Origin of the sequence: Variovorax sp. J22R115 (assembly GCF_030317005.1) — a bacterium.
GTDB lineage: Bacteria > Pseudomonadota > Gammaproteobacteria > Burkholderiales > Burkholderiaceae_C > Variovorax.
In genome coordinates this window covers 144,492-165,452 of record NZ_JASZYM010000003.1, presented here as the reverse complement: position 1 = coordinate 165,452, position 20,961 = coordinate 144,492, and the positions used below count along the sequence as shown (strand labels likewise).

At 65.4% G+C, this 20,961-nt stretch carries 15 protein-coding genes and 4 tRNA genes; 13 read left to right on the top strand and 6 right to left on the bottom strand.

All coding sequences use genetic code 11. From position 1 onward, the window contains the following. Nucleotides 1–2 precede the first annotated feature (2 nt). Entirely contained in the window at nucleotides 3–1,499 is a 1,497-nt protein-coding gene (locus tag QTI04_RS06155; protein WP_286614540.1) for a sigma-54-dependent Fis family transcriptional regulator, read from the top strand. Here QTI04_RS06155 and hpnE read toward each other — a convergent pair. Genes hpnE through hpnC form a run of 3 tightly spaced genes read right to left on the bottom strand, consistent with a single transcriptional unit; the run spans nucleotide 1,496 to nucleotide 4,542 of the window. Continuing rightward, nucleotides 1,496–2,779: a hydroxysqualene dehydroxylase HpnE gene (gene hpnE / locus QTI04_RS06150; protein ID WP_286614539.1), complete on the bottom strand. Its 1,284-nt coding sequence runs from the start codon at nucleotides 2,777–2,779 to the stop codon at nucleotides 1,496–1,498. The two genes, QTI04_RS06155 and hpnE, sit on opposite strands and share 4 nt — an antisense overlap. Before the next feature lies 1 nt (nucleotide 2,780). Next, the gene (gene hpnD / locus QTI04_RS06145; protein ID WP_286599145.1) at nucleotides 2,781–3,620 is read right to left on the bottom strand and encodes a presqualene diphosphate synthase HpnD; all 840 of its coding nucleotides are present in this window, start codon (nucleotides 3,618–3,620) and stop codon (nucleotides 2,781–2,783) included. A gap of 13 nt (nucleotides 3,621–3,633) precedes the next feature. Continuing rightward, nucleotides 3,634–4,542, bottom strand: coding sequence for a squalene synthase HpnC (hpnC, locus tag QTI04_RS06140; protein WP_286614853.1), 909 nt, complete (start codon nucleotides 4,540–4,542; stop codon nucleotides 3,634–3,636). Nucleotides 4,543–4,682: 140 nt separating this feature from the next. Between hpnC and QTI04_RS06135 the strand changes: the two genes are divergently transcribed. The 12 genes from QTI04_RS06135 to QTI04_RS06080 all read left to right on the top strand — a co-directional run bounded on the left by QTI04_RS06135 (nucleotide 4,683) and on the right by QTI04_RS06080 (nucleotide 17,703). Continuing rightward, complete coding sequence (locus tag QTI04_RS06135; RefSeq protein WP_286614538.1) at nucleotides 4,683–5,855, top strand: efflux RND transporter periplasmic adaptor subunit; 1,173 nt, start codon at nucleotides 4,683–4,685, stop codon at nucleotides 5,853–5,855. Between the two features lie 10 nt (nucleotides 5,856–5,865). Further along, nucleotides 5,866–9,039, top strand: coding sequence for an efflux RND transporter permease subunit (locus QTI04_RS06130; protein WP_286614537.1), 3,174 nt, complete (start codon nucleotides 5,866–5,868; stop codon nucleotides 9,037–9,039). A 113-nt stretch (nucleotides 9,040–9,152) separates the two neighbouring features. Beyond that, a tRNA-Leu gene (locus tag QTI04_RS06125) sits at nucleotides 9,153–9,239 on the top strand. A 29-nt stretch (nucleotides 9,240–9,268) separates the two neighbouring features. Next, nucleotides 9,269–10,582: a trigger factor gene (tig, locus tag QTI04_RS06120; protein ID WP_286599142.1), complete on the top strand. Its 1,314-nt coding sequence runs from the start codon at nucleotides 9,269–9,271 to the stop codon at nucleotides 10,580–10,582. 96 nt (nucleotides 10,583–10,678) lie between these two features. Further along, on the top strand, nucleotides 10,679–11,287 hold the full coding sequence (gene clpP, locus QTI04_RS06115; protein WP_286599140.1) for an ATP-dependent Clp endopeptidase proteolytic subunit ClpP: 609 nt from the start codon (nucleotides 10,679–10,681) through the stop codon (nucleotides 11,285–11,287). Between the two features lie 106 nt (nucleotides 11,288–11,393). Further along, complete coding sequence (gene clpX, locus QTI04_RS06110) at nucleotides 11,394–12,659, top strand: ATP-dependent Clp protease ATP-binding subunit ClpX (RefSeq protein ID WP_286599139.1); 1,266 nt, start codon at nucleotides 11,394–11,396, stop codon at nucleotides 12,657–12,659. A gap of 119 nt (nucleotides 12,660–12,778) precedes the next feature. Continuing rightward, nucleotides 12,779–15,220: an endopeptidase La gene (gene lon, locus QTI04_RS06105; protein WP_286599138.1), complete on the top strand. Its 2,442-nt coding sequence runs from the start codon at nucleotides 12,779–12,781 to the stop codon at nucleotides 15,218–15,220. Nucleotides 15,221–15,273: 53 nt separating this feature from the next. Beyond that, nucleotides 15,274–15,349, top strand: a tRNA-Gly gene (locus tag QTI04_RS06100). A 77-nt stretch (nucleotides 15,350–15,426) separates the two neighbouring features. Next, nucleotides 15,427–15,500: transfer RNA gene (locus QTI04_RS06095), tRNA-Cys, on the top strand. Between the two features lie 90 nt (nucleotides 15,501–15,590). Further along, nucleotides 15,591–15,683: transfer RNA gene (locus tag QTI04_RS06090), tRNA-Leu, on the top strand. Nucleotides 15,684–15,705: 22 nt separating this feature from the next. Further along, on the top strand, nucleotides 15,706–16,338 hold the full coding sequence (locus tag QTI04_RS06085) for a DUF6806 family protein (RefSeq protein WP_286599117.1): 633 nt from the start codon (nucleotides 15,706–15,708) through the stop codon (nucleotides 16,336–16,338). Nucleotides 16,339–16,404: 66 nt separating this feature from the next. Further along, complete coding sequence (locus QTI04_RS06080) at nucleotides 16,405–17,703, top strand: MFS transporter (protein ID WP_286599115.1); 1,299 nt, start codon at nucleotides 16,405–16,407, stop codon at nucleotides 17,701–17,703. Nucleotides 17,704–17,722: 19 nt separating this feature from the next. Here QTI04_RS06080 and QTI04_RS06075 read toward each other — a convergent pair whose 3' ends face one another. From QTI04_RS06075 to QTI04_RS06065, 3 genes are read right to left on the bottom strand one after another with little or no spacing between them, the layout of a single operon-like run. Beyond that, nucleotides 17,723–18,487 carry a hypothetical protein gene (locus QTI04_RS06075; protein WP_286614536.1) on the bottom strand — a complete coding sequence of 255 codons (765 nt, stop codon included), beginning with the start codon at nucleotides 18,485–18,487 and terminating at the stop codon, nucleotides 17,723–17,725. 8 nt (nucleotides 18,488–18,495) lie between these two features. Next, complete coding sequence (murI, locus tag QTI04_RS06070) at nucleotides 18,496–19,323, bottom strand: glutamate racemase (RefSeq protein WP_286599113.1); 828 nt, start codon at nucleotides 19,321–19,323, stop codon at nucleotides 18,496–18,498. Nucleotides 19,324–19,346: 23 nt separating this feature from the next. Further along, a complete protein-coding gene (locus QTI04_RS06065; protein WP_286614535.1) occupies nucleotides 19,347–20,897 on the bottom strand; it encodes a fumarate hydratase in 1,551 nt (516 codons plus the stop codon). Between the last annotated feature and the right edge of the window lie 64 nt (nucleotides 20,898–20,961).

Sequence of the window (20,961 nt, the reverse complement as noted above, 5' to 3'; positions counted from 1 at the left end):
CTATGCGCGGGAATATCCTTTCCGTGACGCTGGGCGGCAACGCGGGCGAGGTCGCAGGCCCGTTGATCGCGCGCGGATGGGACGTGGCTCAGGCTTCGGACCTGGTGGGCGCGGGCCGAATCCAGGCCCACCGGAACTTCAACGTGAGCGTGCTGGTCGTCGGCAGTGCGCTGACCGCCTCCGAAGCGGCGGTGGAGGCCTGCATCGCGGCCTCGGGCGGTTCGGAGTGGGTGTGCGTCTGCGAGGCGCAAGCGCTCGAGTCCGCGGATTTTCGGGAGTTGATCCTCGGCAGCTTCTTCGACCACCAGACGCTGCCTTTCGACGTGCACGAGCTGGAGCTGATGCTCGACCGGGCCAGCCAGCGCGCCTTGCTCCGGCAGCGGCATGACGCATCGCACCGCAATGCGGTGGATGCGCTGGGCATGGTGGGGCAGGGCCCGGCCATCACGCGGTTGCGGCAACAGATTCGCAAGGTCGCGGTCACGGAAGCACCGGTGCTGATCGGCGGAGAGAGCGGCAGTGGCAAGGAGTTGGCTGCCCGGGCGATCCATCAATGCTCGCAGCGCTCGGCGGGCCCCTTCGTCGCGGTCAATTGCGGCGCGATCTCCCCGTCCCTGATCCAGTCCGAGCTGTTCGGGCATGAGCGTGGCGCGTTCACCGGAGCGTCGGCAGAGCGGCGCGGCCTGATCGAAGCGGCCAACGGCGGCACGATCTTTCTCGACGAGATCGGCGATCTGCCGGTGGAGCTGCAGACTAACCTCTTGCGCTTCCTGCAGGAAAAGACGATCAGCCGCGTGGGCGCGGTGCGCAACCTCCATGTCGATGTGCGCGTCGTGGCGGCATCGCACGTGGACCTGGCCGAGGCCGTGGCGGTCGGCCAGTTCCGGGACGACCTGTTCTATCGCCTGAACGTGCTGTCAATCGATGTCGCACCATTGCGGCGGCGCATGGAAGACGTTCCTATCCTGGCCGAATACTTCTTCCAGCGCTGCGTGGCCAAGAGCCGGACCCGCGTCAGGGGCTTCAGCCGGCAGGCCGTCGCGGCGATGCTCGCGCATGCGTGGCCGGGCAATGTCCGTGAGCTGTTCAACCGCGTGCAGCGCGCGGTCGTCATGACCGACCGGCGCCTCATCGGCCCGACCGACCTCGGACTCCCGATGGTGGACAACCCCGTCGGCATGGGACTCGATGCCGCCCGCACGCTGGCCGAGCGCGACGTCATCTGCCTCACGTTGACCCGGGTCGGGCGCAACATCACGCATGCTGCGCGCGAACTCGGCGTGTCGCGCATGACCTTGTACCGGCTGATGGACAAGCACAGCATCGCGCTGGATTCGGAATCGCGGCAGCATCAGCCCGCGCAGTGGCCGCCTGCTGACGTGCCGATCCGCCCGGCGCCTTCGAGCGTCGCGAATCCGCTGGATGCGATCCTGAAATCCTCCGGCAACGGTTTCCGCGCCGACTGGGCGGGCGTCGGCAAGCCGGCCGGACGGGCCTAGAGCGCTACGGCTGCGGCGATGGCGCTGCGCACCGCGCCTTCGAGCGTGCCGGGATAGTCGCCCTCGACGTAATCCCCGCAGGCCATGAGGTTTGACGCGATCCGCATCGGCGGTCGCACGAGGCCGGGGATGCACGCGAAAGTGGCGCGCCGCTCGACCACAGTCAGCACCGGCTGCAGTTGCTCGAGGGCGAGTTGCTGACGGGCTTGCGTCAGCACTTGCCGCTGCAGCGTTTCGCGATCGCCGGTGCTTGCGCTGATCACGAAGGCCAGAAGGCCCTTCGGTCCGCCGAGCTGGCCGCGGTCGAAGGCGAACTGCGCAGGCGATCCAGGCCCGCTGCGCAGCGCCACGAAGGGCGTCTGCAAGGCCACGGCGCCGTGGAGATAGATCGTGGCAATGGATTCGTGGGGCAGGGCATCGGCCACGGCGGACCAGGACGATGCAAGGTCGGCGGTCAGCCGCGCGGCTTCCCATGGCGAGCAGGCCAGCACCACACGATCGAACGGTTCGTCATCGACACGCCAACCGTCGCCTGTGCGCGAAAGGGCCCGCACGCGTTGGCCGGCCACCGTCCGGGCGCCTCGCTCTCTCAGCCATCGATCGGCCGCATCGGGGAACAGCGCACCGAGGTCCACGCGCGGCAAAAGCAGTTGCGATCCGCCCGGCGTGTAAAACAGGGCTTCCGCCAACACGCGCAGGAATACTTTCCCGCTGGCTTGATCAGCGGGCGTGTTGAGGGCCGACACACACAGCGGGTCGGTGAGCTCCTCGCGCACGCGCGGCGTGAGCGTGGCGCACAGGCTGGCCACCGTTTGATTGTCCGGGCACAGGAAGCCTTGCTTTTTCCACCTGGTGGAAGTCGTCAGCAACGAGAGCTTGTCTCGCCGTGTCCAGCCGCGCGCACCCAGCACGCCGGCCACAACGTCGAGTGGTGCGATGTGCCGGGTCGCGCGGTCGAGCCACCGCGGCATCTGCGGCAACGACAGGCCGCCGCCATCGGGGAAGCGCAGGATGAGCGGAACGCGTTGCAGTGCACGATTTACGTCGACGCCGACGCGCGCCATCAGTTCGAGCGTGCGGGTGTAGGCGCCGATGAGGATGTGCTGGCCGTTGTCCAGCGTCACTTCCTGCCCGTCGGGCAGGGTGGCAATCAGGGCGCGCGCCCGGCCACCCCAGTTGCGTGCGGCCTCGAAGACCGTGACCGCATGGCCAGCCTGACTTGCCTCGACCGCACAGGCCATGCCGGCCCATCCCCCGCCGATGATCGCGACGCGGCTCAAGTCACAGCTTCCCTAATGCTTGCACTCGCCATGCCAGCCAGAGCTTGCGCACCGGCGTCAGGCTCACGCGCTGATGCAGCACCTGGAAGTCATCGCGTTCGATCTCGCGCAGCAACGTGCGGTAGATGCTCGCCATCATCAGCCCCGGCTTCTGCATGCGCCGGTCGGGCGGCGGGAGCAGGGCGAGCGCTTCGTCGTAGGCCTTGTGCGCACGCGCCGACTGGAACTTCATCAGCGCGATGAAGCGATCCGAGTGCACGCGATTCAGGATCTCGTGCGCCTTGACGTCGAACTGCTGCAGCTCGTTGACGGGAAGGTAGATGCGTCCGCGCAGCGCATCCTCGCCGACGTCGCGGATGATGTTCGTCAACTGCAGCGCGAGGCCCAGCCTGTGCGCGTACTCGGTGGTCTGCGGCTCGGTCTGGCCGAAGATGCGTGCCGCGCCTTCGCCCACTACGCCGGCCACCAGGTGGCAGTAGCGCCGCAGGGCCGGGAAGTCGAGGTAGCGGGTCTGGTCGAGGTCCATCTGGCAGCCCTCGATCACTTCGTGCAACTGTCGTTCTTCGATGCCGTAGGTCGTGGCGTGCGGCATCAGCGCCTGCATCACCGGATGGTGCGGCTGCCCGGCGTAGGACTGGGCGACTTCGGTCCGCCACCAGGCGAGCTTGGTGGCCGCGACGCCAGGGTCGGTGACCTCGTCGACCACGTCGTCGATCTCGCGGCAAAACGCGTAGAAAGCGGTGATGGCGGCGCGGCGCGGTTTCGGAAGAAACAGGAATGCGTAATAAAAACTGCTGCCCGATGCAGCGGCCTTGTCCTGGACGTACTGCTCGGGGGTCATCGTGCGGGCCTCTTCATGCGGGCGATTGTCTCCGCATCCGCAGGGCCCGCCACGCGAGCAGCGGCGCGTCGGCCTTGCCGATGGTCGGACGCGTCGAGAACGTGTCGCAGGCCAGCGCCTCGATCTTGTCGAGGATGCGACTGCCGCCCTGGACCACGAAGCGCAGCTCCCATCCTGCACGGCCCGGCAGCCGGTGCACGAGCGGCGCGCCTTCGCGCATCAGCGTGCGCGCCCATGCGACCAGGCTGGCGACCAGTGCGATGGCGTTCGGCGGCGGAGCTGTGGGCCGCAGCGGCCTGAAGGTGTGGAAGTCGCTGGCGCTCAGCCCGTGTGCCCGGCTGTCCTCGTGCGGCAGATAGAAGCGCCCCCGCGGGAGGTCGACGCTGAGGTCCTGCCAGAAATTGATGAGCTGCAAGGCGCTGCATACGGCATCGCTCTGCGCGAGCGAGGATGCATCGTCGACCCCGTACAAATGCAGCAGCAACCGGCCGACAGGGTTGGCGGAGCGGCGGCAATAGTCCAGCAGTTCGGTCCGGTCGGCGTAGCCTGCGCCGTCGCGTGTCTTCTCGATGTCCTGCATGAACGCGGAGAGCAGGTCGGCAAGCAGGTTCTCCGGCAATGCGAAGCCGCGAATGGCGTGCGCGAGCGGGCCGAAGACCTCAGGCCACCGATTCGAAGGCGCAGTGCCGCTCGCCGTGGCGGCCAGATCCGCACGAAAGGCGCGCAGTTCCTCCAGCCGCTGGGCCGGGCTGGCGTCGCCTTCGTCGGCGATGTCGTCGGCAGTGCGCGCGAAGGCATAGATCGCGGCGACGGGCGGCCGCAGCCGCGGCGGGCACAGCCAGGACGCGACCGGGAAGTTCTCGTAGTGCGTCGGCGTGGCGGCGAGCACGGGTTGGGTGGTGGTGGATGGCACGCGGCGCATTGTGCGGTACGGCACATCGCCGTCGGCAAACGAAGCATTCCGCCCGTAACTACTGATTTCGTTGACAGCGATTGGCGTTTACCCTAGATTACTAACCGGCGGGTCATTAATGGCCTTTTTCGCTTTTTCAAGGGTGCTTCATGACCGCATCGTCCCTCTCCTCGTTCCCTGGCCGCGCCTGGGCGCTGCTTGCGATCCTTGTACTTGCCGGCTGTTCGCGTACGCCCGCGGCCGAAGAGCCGTTGCGCGCCGTCAAGGTGGTCACGGTGGGAGCGAGTACGTACGACACCGAGCCGGAGTTCTCAGCCGAGGTGCGGGCTCGCGTGGAGTCGCGGCTCGGGTTCCGGGTGGCCGGCAAGATCACGCGGCGCCAGGCGGAACTCGGCCAACATGTGCAGGCCGGCCAGGTGCTGGCCCAGCTCGACCCTCAAGACTACAAGCTCGCCGCCGAGGGTGCCCGCGCGCAGCACGCCGCCGCACTGACCAACCGCGACCTCGCTGCGGCCGACCTCAAGCGCTATCGCGAACTGCGCGAGCAAAACTTCATCAGTGGTGCCGATCTGGAGCGCCGGGAGACCACCTACAAGGCCGCGCAGGCTCAATTGGAGCAGGCGCAGGCGCAACTGGCGTCGCAGGGCAACCAGGCCAACTACACGACGCTCGTGGCGGACGTGCCGGGCATCATCACCGCGATCGAGGCCGAGCCGGGGCAGGTGGTCGCGGCCGGAACGCCGGTCGTGCGAATCGCCCAGGACGGCGCGCGCGACGTCGTGTTCGCGGTGCCCGAAGACCGGGCGGCGCTGGTCAAGCCGGGTTCCGCGGTCGCGGTGCGCGGCTGGGCCGGCGGCGCGGAACTCGAAGGCAAGGTGCGTGAAGTAGCGGCCAGCGCCGACGCGGTCACGCGCACGTACACGGTCAAGGTGACGATCGACGCCGTCACGGCGCCGGCGCTCGGAGCGACGGTCTATGCGCGGCCGAAGGCGCTGTCGCGCACCGGCACGGCCGTGTTGAAGTTGCCGACCAGCGCATTGCGCCAGGAAGGCCAGGGCACCGCCGTGTGGGTGCTCGACAAGGAGACGATGACCGTCCGCTCGCAGCCGGTCCAGGTCGCCACCGCCGACGGCAACGAAGCCGTGATCGGCAGCGGCGTCTCCCCGGGCATGCTGGTGGTCGCCGCAGGCGTGCACGTGCTGTCTCCGGGGCAGAAAGTCTCCATTTACCAGGAGAAAGGGAAGGGCGCAGCGCCCGGCAGCCCCGCGCAGGCGATCGCGCCGGTGCAGGCACCCGTCGTCGCTCCCGTCGCCACGCGCTGAGGACGCCGCAATGACGTCCCAGACCGACGCGTCCGGCAAGTCCGGCTTCAACCTCTCGAAATGGGCGCTGGAGCACGGGGCGCTCACGCGCTACCTCATGCTGGTGCTGATGCTGCTGGGCTTTGCGTCCTACTTCCAGCTCGGCCAGGACGAAGACCCTCCGTTCACCTTCCGCGCGATGGTGGTCCGCACCTACTGGCCGGGCGCTACGGCGCAGCAGGTGGCCGAGCAGGTGACAGACAAGCTCGAACGCACGCTGCAGGAAGCGCCCTACGCCGACAAGATCCGCAGCTATTCCAAGCCGGGTGAGTCGCAGATCATTTTCCAGATCAAGGATTCGTCGAAGGCCAGCGAGGTCGCGAACGTCTGGTACACGGTGCGCAAGAAGATCAGCGACATGCGCGGCACGCTGCCGGCGGGCATCCAGGGCCCGTTCTTCAACGACGACTTCGGCGATGTCTACGGCGTGATCTACGCGCTGGAAAGCGACGGCTTCAGCTATGCCGAACTCAAGACCTTTGCCGACGACGTGCGCCAGCGCCTGCTGCGCGTGAAGGACGTGGCCAAGGTCGAGCAGTTCGGCGTGCAGGACGAGAAGATCTTCATCGAGGTCTCGCAGAAGCGGCTTGCGCAACTCGGCCTCGACTTCAATGCGGTGCTGGCTCAACTCGGATCGCAGAACGCGATCGAAAGCGCCGGGACCATCCAGTCGCCGCAGGACGTGGTGCAGGTGCGCGTCGCCGGCCAGTTCACGAGCGTGGAGCAACTGCGCGCGATGCCGATCCGAGGCAGTTCGGGCAACCAGATGCGCCTGGGCGACATCGCCGAGATTCACCGCGCCTACGTCGATCCGCCGGCGGTCAAGGTGCATCACCAGGGCAAGGAAGTCATTGCGCTCGGTGTCTCGATGGCCAAGGGCGGCGACATCATCGAACTCGGCAAAGCGCTGCGCAGCGCAACCGCCGAGATCGACCACCGCCTGCCGCTCGGCGTCAAGCTCGCGCAGGTGCAGGACCAGCCGGTGGCCGTCTCGAAATCCGTCAATGAATTCGTCAGCGTCCTGATCGAGGCCGTGGCGATCGTGCTCGCGGTCAGCTTTATCGCGCTGGGTCTGCACAAGGGCGGGCGCTTCGGCTGGTACGTCGACATACGGCCGGGCCTGGTGGTGGCGATCACCATTCCGCTGGTGCTCGCCGTGACTTTCCTCGCGATGAACTACTTCGGGATCGGCCTGCACAAGATATCGCTCGGCTCCCTGATCATCGCGCTCGGCTTGCTGGTGGACGACGCGATCATCGCGGTCGAGATGATGGTGCGCAAGATGGAGGAGGGCTACGACAAGGTGCGCGCGGCCACCTTCGCCTACGACGTCACCGCCAAGCCGATGCTCACTGGCACGCTGATCACTGCGGCAGGGTTCCTGCCGATCGGCATCGCGAAATCGGTCACGGGGGAATACACCTTCGCCATCTTCGCGGTCACGGTGATCGCGCTGGTGCTGAGCTGGTTCGTCTCCGTGTACTTCGTGCCCTACCTCGGCACGCTGCTGCTCAAGGTGAAGCCGCACGATCCGGATGCGCCGCCGCACGAGCTGTTCGACACGCCGTTCTACAACACCTTCCGCCGCACGGTGAACTGGTGCGTCGAGCATCGCTGGCTGACCATCGGCGCCACGCTGCTTGTCTTTGCGCTGGGCATCTTCGGCATGGGGAAGGTGCAGCAGCAGTTCTTCCCGGATTCGAGCCGGCCTGAAATCCTGGTCGAGCTGTGGTTCCCCGAAGGCACGTCCTTCGCGGCGAACGAAGAAGTGGCGAAGCGGGTCGAGCAGCGGCTTCAGAAGGAAGACGGCGTCAGCACGGTCACGAGCTGGATCGGCTCGGGCGTGCCACGCTTCTACCTGCCGCTGGATCAGGTATTTCCGCAGACCAACGTGTCGCAGATGATCGTGCTGGCCAAGGACCTGAAGTACCGCGAATCGCTGCGCATCAGGCTCCCGGCGATGCTGGCGCAGGAATTCCCCGAAGCGCGCGGCCGCGTCAAGCTGCTGCCCAACGGCCCGCCGGTGCCGTACCCGGTGCAGTTTCGCGTGATCGGCACCGACCCCGCGAAGCTGCGCGCGCATGCCGACGAGGTCAAGGCCTTGATGCGCGAGAACCCGAACATGCGCGGCGTCAACGACAACTGGAACGAATCGGTCAAGGTGATCCGGCTCGAGGTCGACCAGGACAAGGCGCGCGCGCTCGGCGTCACCAGCCAGGCGATCGCGCAGGCCTCGCGGACCATGTTCAGCGGCACGACGGTGGGGCAATACCGAGAGAACGACCTGCTCATCGACATCACCCTGCGCCAGTCCCCGGACGAGCGCGAGGCAATCTCGGACATCGGCAATGCCTACCTGCCCACGAGCTCGGGCCGCTCGATCCCGCTGACGCAGATCGCCAAGCCGGTTTTCACCTGGGAACCGGGCGTCATGTGGCGCGAGAACCGCGACTATGCGATCACGGTGCAGGGTGACATCGTCGAAGGCCTGCAGGGCGCGACGGTGACCGGCCAGCTGTTGCCGAAGCTGCGCGAACTGGAGGCCAGATGGCACGCGGCCGGCGATGGCGCCTATCGCATCGAGGTGGCCGGCGCGGTGGAAGAAAGCAGCAAGGGCTCGGCGTCCATCGTGGCTGGCGTGCCGATCATGCTGTTCCTGGTGTTCACTCTGCTGATGCTCCAACTGCACAGTTTCAGCCGTTCGTTGCTGGTGTTCATCACCGGGCCGCTGGGCATCGTCGGCGTGGCCGGCGCGTTGCTGGCGCTGAACCGGCCGTTCGGCTTCGTGGCATTGCTGGGCGTGATTGCGCTGATGGGGATGATCCAGCGCAACGCGGTGATCCTGATCGACCAGATCGAGAGCGACCGCGCCGCGGGCGTTCCGGCGTGGGACGCGATTGTCGAATCGGCGGTGCGGCGGCTGCGGCCGATCGTGCTCACCGCGGCGGCGGCCGTGCTGGCAATGATTCCGTTGTCGCGCAGCGTGTTCTGGGGACCGATGGCCGTGGCGATCATGGGCGGTCTCATCGTGGCGACTGTGCTCACGCTGCTGGCGCTGCCGGCCATGTACGCGGCCTGGTTCCGCGTGAGGCGGGATGAGAGAAACCCGGTGGCGGAGTCCGAAGAGGCTCTCGTTCGCGCTTAAAATACGCGGTTGACCGATTTCAAGCGGGGGACTTCCGGGTCGTCCGCTCCTGATAGACGAAGGCGGCCTGTGGGCCGCTTTCGTTCATTCATCGCCTGAAGACAACTGGAACCGCGCGGGTGGCGAAATTGGTAGACGCACCAGGTTTAGGTCCTGACGCCAGCAATGGCGTGCCGGTTCGAGTCCGGCCCCGCGCACCAGCACAAGACCCCTCACAAGGAAGACTGATATGACCGTGAACGTTGAAACCCTCGAGAAACTCGAACGCAAGATCACGCTGACCTTGCCGGTCGGCACCATCCAGTCCGAGGTCGATTCGCGCCTCAAGAAGCTGGCCCGCACCGTCAAGATGGACGGCTTCCGTCCCGGCAAGGTGCCGATGAACGTCGTGGCCCAGCGCTATGGCTACTCGGTTCACTACGAAGTCATGAACGACAAGGTCGGCGAGGCTTTCTCGCACGCCGCCAACGAAGCCAAGCTGCGCGTGGCCGGCCAGCCGCGCATCACCGAAAAGGAAAACGCGCCCGAAGGCGAGCTCGCTTTCGACGCGGTTTTCGAAGTTTTCCCGGAAGTCAAGATCAATGACCTGTCCGGCGCCGAAGTCGAAAAGCTCAGCGCCGAGGTGGGTGACGACGCGATCGACAAGACGCTCGACATCCTGCGCAAGCAACGCCGCACCTTCGCGCAGCGCGCGCAGGATGCCGCCGTGCAGGACGGCGACCGTGTCACGGTCGACTTCGAAGGCAAGATCGACGGCGAAACCTTCCAGGGTGGCAAGGCCGAAGACTTCCAGTTCATCGTAGGCGAAGGCCAGATGCTCAAGGAATTCGAAGATGCCGTGCGTGGCTTGAAGTCCGGCGACAGCCGCACCTTCCCGCTGTCCTTCCCGGCCGACTATCACGGCAAGGACGTGGCCGGCAAGCAAGCCGACTTCATGGTCACCGTGAAGAAGATCGAAGCTTCGCATCTGCCAGAAGTCAACGAACAGCTCGCCAAGTCGCTCGGCATCGCCGACGCCACGGTCGAAGGCCTGCGCGCCGACATCAAGAAGAACCTCGAGCGCGAAGTCAAGTTCCGCCTGCTGGCCCGCAACAAGAACGCGGTGATGGACACGCTGATCGCCAGCGCCGAGCTGGACCTGCCCAAGTCGAGCGTGCAGGCCGAAGTCGACCGCATGATCGAAGGCGCCCGCGCCGAGCTCAAGCAGCGCGGCATCAAGGACGCCGAGAAGGCGCCGATCCCCGACGACGTGTTCCGCCCGCAAGCCGAGCGCCGCGTGCGCCTGGGCCTGGTGGTGGCCGAACTGGTCCGCGCGAACAACCTGCAGGCCAAGCCCGAGCAGATCAAGGCCCACATCGACGAACTCGCCGCCAGCTACGAGAAGCCGGCCGACGTGGTTCGCTGGTATTTCAGCGACAACCGCCGCCTCGCGGAAGTCGAAGCCGTCGTGATCGAGAACAATGTGACGGACTTCGTGCTCGGCAAGGCCAAGGTCAACGCCAAGTCGGTTTCCTTCGACGAACTGATGGCCCAACAGGGCTGATCGGGCGGAGCACTGCAGTCCATCCATGGGGCTTGTGCTTTGCGGCACGAGCCCCATTTCGTCTGGGTACAGTACAAACCCCTCTGGAGAGCAAACATGAGCGCACAGGAAATTACGGGCCTCGGCATGGTTCCGATGGTCATCGAGCAGTCGGGCCGTGGCGAACGGTCCTACGACATCTATTCGCGCCTTCTCAAGGAACGGGTGATCTTCCTGGTCGGTGAAGTCAACGACCAGACCGCCAATCTCGTGGTGGCGCAGCTCTTGTTCCTCGAGAGCGAGAACCCGGACAAGGACATTTCGTTCTACATCAACTCCCCGGGCGGCAGCGTGAGCGCCGGCATGGCGATTTACGACACCATGCAGTTCATCAAGCCCGACGTGTCGACGCTGTGCATCGGTTTCGCGGCCAGCATGGGCGCCTTCCTCCTGGCGGCAGGCGAGAAGGGCAAGCGTTTCTCGCTCCCGAACTCGAAGATCATGATTCACCAGGTCCTGGGCGGCGCCCGCGGCCAGGCCACGGACATCGAGATCCACGCCCGCGACATCCTCAAGACGCGCGAGCAGATGAACCGCATCCTGGCGGACCGTACCGGCCAGTCCTTCGAGAAGATCGCGCGCGATACCGAGCGGGATTACTTCCTGACGGCGGACGAGTCCAAAGAGTACGGTCTGATCGACCAAGTGATCTCGAAGCGCAGTTAAGGCACCAGGCGTTGAGGCGCCCGAGCAACAACGGCGTTTCCCCACACGGGGAACGCCGTTTTTGTTTCGCTATCATTGTTAAACCCCTGTTACGAGGCATTTGTCCATGGCCGAGAAAAAAGGCTCCTCCAGCGAAAAAACGCTCTACTGCTCGTTCTGCGGGAAAAGTCAGCACGAGGTCAAGAAGCTGATCGCCGGACCTTCGGTCTTCATTTGCGACGAATGCATCGATCTCTGCAATGAGATCATTCGCGACGAACTCCCCGCGGGCGACGAAACGCGCGAGGCGCGCAGCGACCTGCCGACGCCGCTGGAGATCAAGACCAACCTCGACAACTACGTCATCGGCCAGGAACCCGCCAAGCGGATGCTCTCCGTTGCGGTCTACAACCACTACAAGCGCCTGCGCCACAAGGAAAAGGCGAAGGGCGACGACGTCGAGCTCAGCAAGAGCAACATCCTGCTGATCGGGCCCACCGGCTCCGGCAAGACCCTGCTGGCGCAGACACTCGCGCGCATGCTCGATGTGCCTTTCGTGATGGCTGACGCCACGACGCTGACCGAAGCCGGCTACGTGGGTGAGGACGTCGAGAACATCATCCAGAAGCTGCTGCAAAGCTGCAACTACGAGGTCGAGCGCGCCCAGCGCGGCATCGTCTACATCGACGAAATCGACAAGATCTCGCGCAAGTCGGACAACCCTTCGATCACCCGCGACGTGTCGGGCGAGGGCGTTCAACAGGCGCTGCTGAAGCTGATCGAAGGCACGATGGCCAGCGTGCCCCCGCAAGGCGGCCGCAAACATCCCAATCAGGATTTCCTGCAGATCGACACGACCAACATCCTGTTCATCTGCGGCGGCGCGTTCGCGGGGCTGGAAAAGGTCATCGAAAACCGCACCGAAGCCTCGGGCATCGGCTTCGGCGCTTCGGTCAAGAGCAAGAAGCAGCGCAGCATCACCGAAGTGTTCCGCGAAGTCGAGCCCGAAGACCTGATCAAGTTCGGCCTGATTCCCGAGCTGGTCGGCCGCATGCCGGTCGTGGCCTCGCTCGCCGAGCTCAGCGAGGACGCGCTGGTCCAGATCCTGACCGAACCGAAGAACGCGGTGGTCAAGCAGTTCACCAAGCTCCTGCAGATGGAAGGCGTGGACCTCGAAATCCGCCCCGCGGCGCTGAAGGCGATCGCACGCAAGGCGCTGGCCCGCAAGACGGGTGCACGCGGTCTGCGTTCGATCCTGGAGCAGTCGCTGATCGACACGATGTTCGAGTTGCCGAACACGGCCAATGTCGACAAGGTCGTGGTCGAGGAATCCACGATCGACGAGAACAAGCCGCCCTTGCTGGTCTACCGCGAAGCAGCCAAGAAGGCCTGAATGCACAAGCAGCCGGCCGCTCCCCGCCAGGCGTCCGGCGTCTTCGACGAAGACCGTCCCCGCGCACTTGAAAAGTGCGTGCGGCCGACCATCTTTCCATGATCAAGTAAAGGATCCCCATGTCCGGTCATACCCCGCTGCCTGCCACCGAACTCGACCTGCCGCTGCTTCCGTTGCGCGACGTGGTCGTGTTCCCTCACATGGTCATCCCTCTGTTCGTGGGGCGGCCCAAGAGCATCAAGGCGCTCGAACTTGCCATGGAAGCCGAGCGCCGCATCATGCTGGTGGCCCAGAAGGCCGCCGCCAAGGATGAGCCCTCGGTCGAGGACATGTTCGAGGTCGGCTGCATCTCGACCATTCTTCAGATGCTGAAGCTGCCCGACGGCACCGTGAAAGTCCTGGTCGAAGGCCAGCAGCGCGCAAGAGTCAACCGCATCGACGACGGCGAGACGCATTTCTCCGCGAACGTGACGCCGGTCGAGGCCCCCGAAGTCGCGACGCAGAAGGGCACGGAAGTCGAGGCGCTGCGCCGCGCGGTGATGCAGCAGTTCGACCAGTACGTGAAGCTCAACAAGAAGATCCCGCCCGAGATCCTCACCTCGATTTCGAGCATCGACGATCCGGGCCGGCTGGCGGACACCATCGCCGCCCATTTGCCGCTGAAGCTCGACAACAAACAGGCCGTGCTCGACCTGGACGACATCAAGGCCCGCCTCGAGAACCTCTTCGGGCAACTTGAGCGCGAGGTCGACATCCTCAACGTCGACAAGAAGATCCGCGGCCGCGTGAAGCGCCAGATGGAAAAAAACCAGCGCGACTTTTACCTGAACGAACAGGTCAAGGCTATCCAGAAGGAGCTGGGCGAAGGCGAAGAGGGCGCGGATATCGAGGAGATCGAGAAGAAGATCAAGCTCGCCAAGATGCCCAAGGAAGCGCTCAAGAAGGCCGAGGGCGAGCTCAAGAAGCTCAAGCTGATGTCGCCGATGTCTGCCGAGGCGACAGTGGTGCGCAACTACATCGACGTGCTGATCGGCCTGCCGTGGAGCAAGAAGACCAAGATCAAGCACGACCTCGCGCATGCCGAGGAAGTGCTCAACGAGGACCACTACGGCCTGGAGAAGGTCAAGGATCGCATCCTGGAATATCTCGCGGTGCAGCAGCGCGTCGACAAGGTCAAGGCGCCGATCTTGTGCCTGGTCGGCCCACCGGGGGTCGGCAAGACCTCGCTCGGGCAGTCGATCGCCAAGGCGACCGGCCGCAAGTACACGCGCATGGCCCTGGGCGGCATGCGTGACGAGGCCGAGATTCGCGGCCATCGCCGCACCTACATCGGCGCGCTGCCGGGCAAGGTGCTGCAAAGCCTGAACAAGGTCGGCACGCGCAATCCGCTGTTCCTGCTGGACGAGATCGACAAGCTCGGTACCGACTTCCGCGGCGATCCGTCGAGCGCGCTGCTGGAAGTACTCGACCCGGAGCAGAACCACACCTTCGGCGACCACTACGTCGAGGTCGACTTCGACCTGAGCGACGTGATGTTCGTCGCGACGTCGAACTCGATGAACATCCCACCGGCCCTGCTGGACCGGATGGAAGTCATTCGCCTCTCGGGCTACACCGAAGACGAGAAGACGCACATCGCGCTGAAGTACCTGCTGCCCAAGCAGATGAAGAACAACGGCGTGAAGGAAGAGGAGCTCCTGATCACCGAGGAAGCGGTGCGCGATATCGTGCGCTACTACACCCGCGAAGCGGGCGTGCGTTCGCTCGAGCGCGAGCTGTCGAAGATCTGCCGCAAGGTGGTCAAGGGGCTGCTTCTCAAGAAGATGGAACCGCAGGTAGTCGTCAACGGCGAGAACCTCAACGACTTCCTCGGCGTTCGCAAGTACACCTTCGGTTTGGCCGAGAAGCAGAACCAGGTCGGTCAGGTGGTGGGGCTCGCGTGGACGGAAGTTGGCGGAGACCTGCTCACGATCGAGGCGGTCACGATGCCCGGCAAGGGCGTGATCAGCCGCACCGGCTCGCTCGGCGACGTGATGAAGGAATCGGTCGAGGCCGCTCGCACCGTGGTGCGCAGCCGCTCTCGTCGCCTGGGCATCAAGGATGAAGTGTTCGAGAAGCGCGACATCCACATCCACGTGCCCGATGGTGCGACGCCCAAGGACGGCCCCAGCGCAGGCGCGGCGATGACGACGGCCTTCGTGTCGGCGCTCACCGGCATCCCGGTTCGCGCCGACGTCGCGATGACCGGCGAGATCACCCTGCGTGGCGAAGTCACGGCGATCGGTGGCCTGAAGGAAAAGCTGCTGGCCGCCTTGCGCGGTGGCATCAAGACCGTGTTGATTCCCGAAGAGAACGCGAAGGACCTGCAGGACATTCCCGAGAACGTGAAGAACGGCCTCGAGATCGTGCCGGTGAAGTGGATCGACAAGGTGCTCGAGATTGCACTGGAGAAGATGCCGACGCCGCTGTCCGACGAAGAGGTTGCAGCATCCGCTGCTGCCGTGGCCGAACTGGCCAAGCAGCGCGCCGCAACGCCGGTCGAAGGCTCCGTCAAACATTGACGGCGACAGTTGCGGGACTTCGAAAAAATGGTATATAATTCGAGGCTCGAAACGCGGGAATAGCTCAGTTGGTAGAGCGCAACCTTGCCAAGGTTGAGGTCGAGAGTTCGAGACTCTTTTCCCGCTCCAGTTTTGAAAAAGGGAAGCTGAGGCTTCCCTTTTTTTCGCGGTATTCGTAGGACTTCGAAAGTCTCGAAAAAGAACGTGGCGCGATAGCAAAGCGGTTATGCAACGGATTGCAAATCCGTCTAGCCCGGTTCGACTCCGGGTCGCGCCTCCACCTGCCTTCGGTACTCAAAAAAACGCAGCCCCGCCAACCAACGTTGTCGGGGCTGTTTTTGTTTGGGGTATCGTCAACGTCCGATCGGACGCCCGGATGGTGAAATTGGTAGACACATCGGACTTAAAATCCGCCGCTTCCTGCATAAGGGGCGTACCGGTTCGACCCCGGTTCCGGGCACCACCACACTACAAGGGAGCAAGACATGCCTCGTTATAACGCTCCGTTCGAAATCCACGTGCACGGCGATGTGCCGCTGCGTTCCGATGTGAGCTTCGAGCAGATCCAGGAAGCGCTCAAGCCGCTCTGGAAATACGCCGGCGCGCGTTCGCTGGCCGATGGCGCGACGAGCGTCTATGAAGAAGAGCCCGGCATCCGCTTCGAGCAGAAAGACCACATGCTCCAGATTTGCTGGACGGTCGCTGGCGACGAGGATTTCCGCCAGGCGCTCGACGAGATGTGCATGGCGCTCAACGAACTCGCGGAACAGGGTGCTGCGCTCGAAGTCACTTTCTACGACACCGACTTCGACGAGGAAGAGGGCGACCCCGACGAGGAATCGCGCGACGACTTCCTGATGCTCTTCGTCGGACCCAACCCCGCCGCGATCATGCAAGTGCAGCGCGACCTGCTGGTCGAGGACGTTGTCAACCTGATGGAGCGTCACTTCGACGGCGCCGAACTCGGCGGCGTGGTCGCCGAGATCGACAAGCTGTTCGGCGATCGCTTCGATGCGCTGGTGAACTCGCTTGAGATCGGCAAGCGGCCGCGTGGCGGCACCGGTGGTGCGGGTAGCGGCGGCCACGGCGGTGGACGCCGGCCGCGACACCTGCACTAAGTTCGGCGCGACAGGGGCGGTCAGGCCGCTCCGCTATGCTCGGCAACGTTTTCGAGGAGACGTTGCTTGGCCCTTTTCCCCCAATCTGCCCTCCGGTCCGGCGTGCGCAAGCGCGAGGTCTTTGGTTGGGCCATGTACGACTTCGCCAATTCGGGCTACACCACCGTCGTGATCACCGCGGTGTTCGCCGCGTACTTTGTCGGCGGTATCGCGAAGGGAGCGCCCTGGGGTCCTTTTGCATGGACGATGGCCCTGAGCATCTCGTACGCGATCGTGATGCTCACCATGCCCGCCATCGGCGCCTGGGCCGACCTTCACGCCGCCAAGAAGCGGGTGCTGATGATCGTCACCGCGGGCTGCGTTGTCGGCACCGCGGCGCTGGCCCTCACGCCGCGCCTAGGCGGCACCTACGCCGTCGCGCTGGCCATGGTGCTGGTGATCATTTCCAACACCTTCTATTCGTATGGCGAGTCGCTCACCGGCGCCTTCCTGCCCGAACTCGCGACGGCCGAAGGCATGGGCAAGGTCAGTGGCTGGGGCTGGGCCTTCGGCTACATCGGCGGGATGCTCGCGCTGGGCCTGTGTCTGGCCTACGTGCTCTCGGCGCAGGCCCAGGGCTTGCCGGCCGCGCACTTCGTGCCGGTCACGATGCTCATCACGGCTGCGATCTACGGCTTGGCCGCCTGCGTTACCTTTGTGTTGTTGCCTGAACGCGCCGTGCCGCAGAAGCGCGGTGAAGAGCAAAGCGCCTGGCTGCAACTGAGCAGCACCTTTCGCGAGGCACGTGCCTACGGCGACTTCATGTGGCTGCTGGCCTGCACCGTCTGCTACCAGGGCGGGGTGGCTGTCGCGATCACGCTGGCAGCCATCTACGCCGAGCAGGTCATCGGCTTCGTCCCGAGCGAAACCATGGTGCTGATCTTCGTGCTCAACATCGCGGCGGCGCTCGGGGCGTTCGTGTTCGGCTATTGGCAGGATCGGCTCGGCCACAAGCGCTCGCTTGCGGGCACGCTCGTGGCCTGGATCGCCGTGTGCGTGATTGCGGCCTCGGTGACGACGAAAGGCGGCTTCTGGTGGGCTGCTTCGATCGCCGGACTGGCGATGGGATCGAGTCAGTCGGCGGGGCGGGCGATGACTGGCGTTCTCGCTCCACCGCGCCAACTCGCCGAATTCTTCGGGCTCTGGACCTTCGCGACACGGCTGGCCAGCATCATCGGTCCGCTGAGCTACGGCGCCATCACCTGGATGACCGGGGGCAACCAGCGCATCGCCATCCTTTCGACGGCGGCGCTGTTCGTCGCCGGGCTGCTGCTTCTGCTGCCGATCGACATGCGGCGCGGTCGCGAGGCGGCCTTGCGCGCCTGACGCTGAAATCCCACCGGCGCTAGTCGGACGCGACGGCCTTGGAGACGCGGTAGCCCGCCCCGTCGTAGCGCAGCACGCTCGACTTGAAGGTCGGTGCCCGCTCGTGCGTCGCGCATTCCTCTCCCTGGGGCGCGGAGCGGCTCTTCGATCGCGCCTCGCGGAGGATCAGGTCGGCATAGCCGCTGTGCGTGCTGCCGCGCGCTACCGACAGGGTTCCGCGGACGGTCTCGAAGTTGCCGGTGCAGTTGGTGTCCCATTCACCGCGTTCCAGTGTCACCGGGAGGGCGTCGAGCACCTTGGCGAGCTTCTGGCCCTGCGGTACGTAGAGCGTCAGCGTTTCCTCGGAATAGGGATTGGCGCGCGACGAGCCCTGGCGAAGAATTCGCACACCGAAGGCGCGCGCATCTGCGGCTAGCGTGTAGCGCGCCGTATCGACCTTGATCTCGCCGATGCGCACGGTGTCCTCGATCAACGCGGATTCCTCGAAGAGGCGGCTGACGATCTTGGCGCGCTCCGTGTTGCCGTTGTCGGCCTGCTGCACCACCAGCACGTCGAGGTCGAACTGCGCGGCGCCTGGCTCGGACGACGGCCGTGGCATGGGCAGCACAACGATGAAGCGGCCCGGCAAGCCCCGCCAGGGGTCGCACACGGCGCGTTCGTGGTCGAGCGCACGCTGAGGGTGCAGCTTGGCGTGCATGCGCTCTGCGAGGCCCGTATCGCACGCGGCGTGGCCTGCGATGCAGAAGGCGGCCAGAAGGCCGGCGGCGAGGAATCTGCGGACCATGCGTGGCGTCAGGTGGTCGCCACGACGGCGGCTTGCGCAAGGCTTGCGGGACCGGCGGCCAGCGCCAGCCAGCGCGATGCGGCCGCGTCCAGCGATTCGGGCGCTGCGCTGCTGAGCAGCAACACGGCACCGTTGCCTACCGGCGCGAGCTGTCCCGCCTGGCCGAGAAGCCGGCGCGTCTGCTGCGCCACCGGCAGGCCGGTGTCGATGAAGCGCACGGCATCGCCCGTTTGGCGCCGCAGTTCGTCGGCGATGAAGGGGTAGTGCGTGCAGCCGAGCACCAGGGTGTCGATCTGCCCGGCATCGCTCCCGTAGCGACCCGCAGCACCCGTGTACTGCTCGCACAGGGCCGCGATTCTCGGCACGTCGGACTGCTCGATCGCACCCGCCAACCCGTCGCAGGGCACGATGTGGAAGCTGGCCTCCCCGGCGAGCGAAGCCCGCAGCGTCGCGAACTTGCGGCTCTCGACTGTCACGCGCGTTGCCATGACCGCGATGTGCCCCGTCCTGCTCAGCGCCACCGCAGGCTTGAGGGCGGGTTCGACACCGATCACAGGCAGCGTCGGGTGATCCGCCCGAATCCGGTGGATCGCAGCCGCCGTCGCGGTGTTGCACGCCACGACCAACGCCTTGATGCAATGAGTCTCCAGCAGATACCGCGCGACAGCGCCGCTGCGTTCGCCGACAAAGGCGTCGCCGCGCTCCCCGTACGGCGCATGGGCGGTGTCCGCGAAGTAGACGAACCGCTCGTGCGGCAACTCCTCACGCAGCGCGTTGAGGACGCTCAGGCCCCCAACGCCGCTGTCGAACACGCCGATCGGACGATCGGCGCTCATGAGATTGCCGACCGGCGTCATGCTCAGGCCGGTTGCAGCGCGATCGTCTTGAACTCGCCGCTCGCGATGCGCTTCTGCCACTCGGCCGGGCCGGTGATGTGGGCGCTGGTGCCGCCGGCGTCGACCGCCACCGTGACGGGCATGTCGACGACGTCGAATTCATAGATCGCTTCCATGCCGAGGTCCGCGAAGCCGACCACCTTGGCGGTCTTGATCGCCTTGCTCACGAGGTATGCGGCGCCGCCGACCGCCATCAGGTAGGCGCTCTGGTGCTTCTTGATCGACTCGATGGCGACCGGGCCGCGCTCGGCCTTGCCGATCATGGCGATCAGACCGGTCTGGGCGAGCATCATTTCGGTGAAGCCGTCCATGCGCGTGGCGGTGGTCGGGCCGGCGGGGCCGACGGCCTCGTCGCCGACCGGATCGACCGGGCCGACGTAGTAGATCACCCGGTTGGTGAAGTCCACCGGCAGCTTCTCGCCCTTGGCGAGCATGTCGGCGATGCGCTTGTGCGCCGCATCGCGACCGGTGAGCATCTTGCCGTTCAGCAGCAGCGTGTCGCCCGGCTTCCAGCTCGCGACTTCGGCGGGCGTGAGCTTGTCGAGATCGACGCGCTTGCTCTTGTTGTAGTCGGGCGCCCAGTCGATCTTGGGCCAGAGGTCCAGCGAGGGCGCTTCGAGGTACACGGGGCCGGAGCCATCGAGCACGAAATGCGCGTGGCGCGTCGCCGCGCAGTTCGGGATCATGGCGACCGGCTTGCTGGCCGCGTGCGTCGGGTACATCTTGATCTTGACGTCGAGCACGGTGGAGAGACCACCCAAGCCCTGCGCGCCGATACCGAGCGCATTGACCTTCTCGTACAGCTCGATGCGCAGCGCCTCGACCTTGCTGAGTTCCGCGCCCGAGGCCTTTTTGGCCTGCAACTCGTGCATGTCGAGCTCGTCCATCAGGCTTTCCTTGGCGAGCAGGGTGGCCTTCTCGGCCGTGCCGCCGATGCCGATGCCCAGCATGCCGGGCGGGCACCACCCCGCGCCCATGGTCGGTACGGTCTTGAGCACCCAGTCCACGATGCTGTCGCCGGGGTTGAGCATCGCGAGCTTGCTCTTGTTCTCGCTGCCGCCGCCCTTGGCCGCGACGGTCACTTCAACGGTGTTGCCGGGCACGATCTCCGTGAAGATCACGGCCGGCGTGTTGTCCTTGGTGTTCTTGCGGTCGAACTGCGGATCGGCCACGACCGAGGCGCGCAGCATGTTGTCGGGATGGTTGTAGCCGCGGCGCACGCCTTCGTTGATGGCGTCGTCCAGGCTGCCGGTGAAGCCGCCCCAGCGCACGTCCATACCCACCTTGAGGAACACGTTGACGATGCCCGTGTCCTGGCAGATCGGGCGGTGCCCGGTCGCGCTCATCTTGCTGTTGGTCAGGATCTGCGCCATCGCGTCCTTGGCCGCGGGGCTCTGCTCGCGTTCGTAGGCCTTGGCCAGGTGCGCGATGTAGTCGGTCGGGTGGTAGTAGCTGATGTATTGAAGCGCGGCGGAAACCGACTCGATCAGGTCGGCTTGCTGAATGATGGTCATGGCGATTTCGTGGGGGTGGGTGGCGGACAAACCCCGCAATTATCCCCGCCGCGGCTCGTGCCTG

Excerpts from the sequence above, each read along its gene's own strand:
- QTI04_RS06155 (WP_286614540.1), top strand. The coding sequence starts at position 3 with ATGCGCGGGAATATCCTTTCCGTGACGCTGGGCGGCAACGCGGGCGAG.
- hpnD (WP_286599145.1), bottom strand. The coding sequence starts at position 3,620 with ATGACCCCCGAGCAGTACGTCCAGGACAAGGCCGCTGCATCGGGCAGC.
- hpnC (WP_286614853.1), bottom strand. The coding sequence starts at position 4,542 with ATGCGCCGCGTGCCATCCACCACCACCCAACCCGTGCTCGCCGCCACG.
- QTI04_RS06135 (WP_286614538.1), top strand. The coding sequence starts at position 4,683 with ATGACCGCATCGTCCCTCTCCTCGTTCCCTGGCCGCGCCTGGGCGCTG.
- QTI04_RS06130 (WP_286614537.1), top strand. The coding sequence starts at position 5,866 with ATGACGTCCCAGACCGACGCGTCCGGCAAGTCCGGCTTCAACCTCTCG.
- tig (WP_286599142.1), top strand. The coding sequence starts at position 9,269 with ATGACCGTGAACGTTGAAACCCTCGAGAAACTCGAACGCAAGATCACG.
- clpP (WP_286599140.1), top strand. The coding sequence starts at position 10,679 with ATGAGCGCACAGGAAATTACGGGCCTCGGCATGGTTCCGATGGTCATC.
- clpX (WP_286599139.1), top strand. The coding sequence starts at position 11,394 with ATGGCCGAGAAAAAAGGCTCCTCCAGCGAAAAAACGCTCTACTGCTCG.
- lon (WP_286599138.1), top strand. The coding sequence starts at position 12,779 with ATGTCCGGTCATACCCCGCTGCCTGCCACCGAACTCGACCTGCCGCTG.
- QTI04_RS06085 (WP_286599117.1), top strand. The coding sequence starts at position 15,706 with ATGCCTCGTTATAACGCTCCGTTCGAAATCCACGTGCACGGCGATGTG.
- QTI04_RS06075 (WP_286614536.1), bottom strand. The coding sequence starts at position 18,487 with ATGGTCCGCAGATTCCTCGCCGCCGGCCTTCTGGCCGCCTTCTGCATC.
- murI (WP_286599113.1), bottom strand. The coding sequence starts at position 19,323 with ATGAGCGCCGATCGTCCGATCGGCGTGTTCGACAGCGGCGTTGGGGGC.
- QTI04_RS06065 (WP_286614535.1), bottom strand. The coding sequence starts at position 20,897 with ATGACCATCATTCAGCAAGCCGACCTGATCGAGTCGGTTTCCGCCGCG.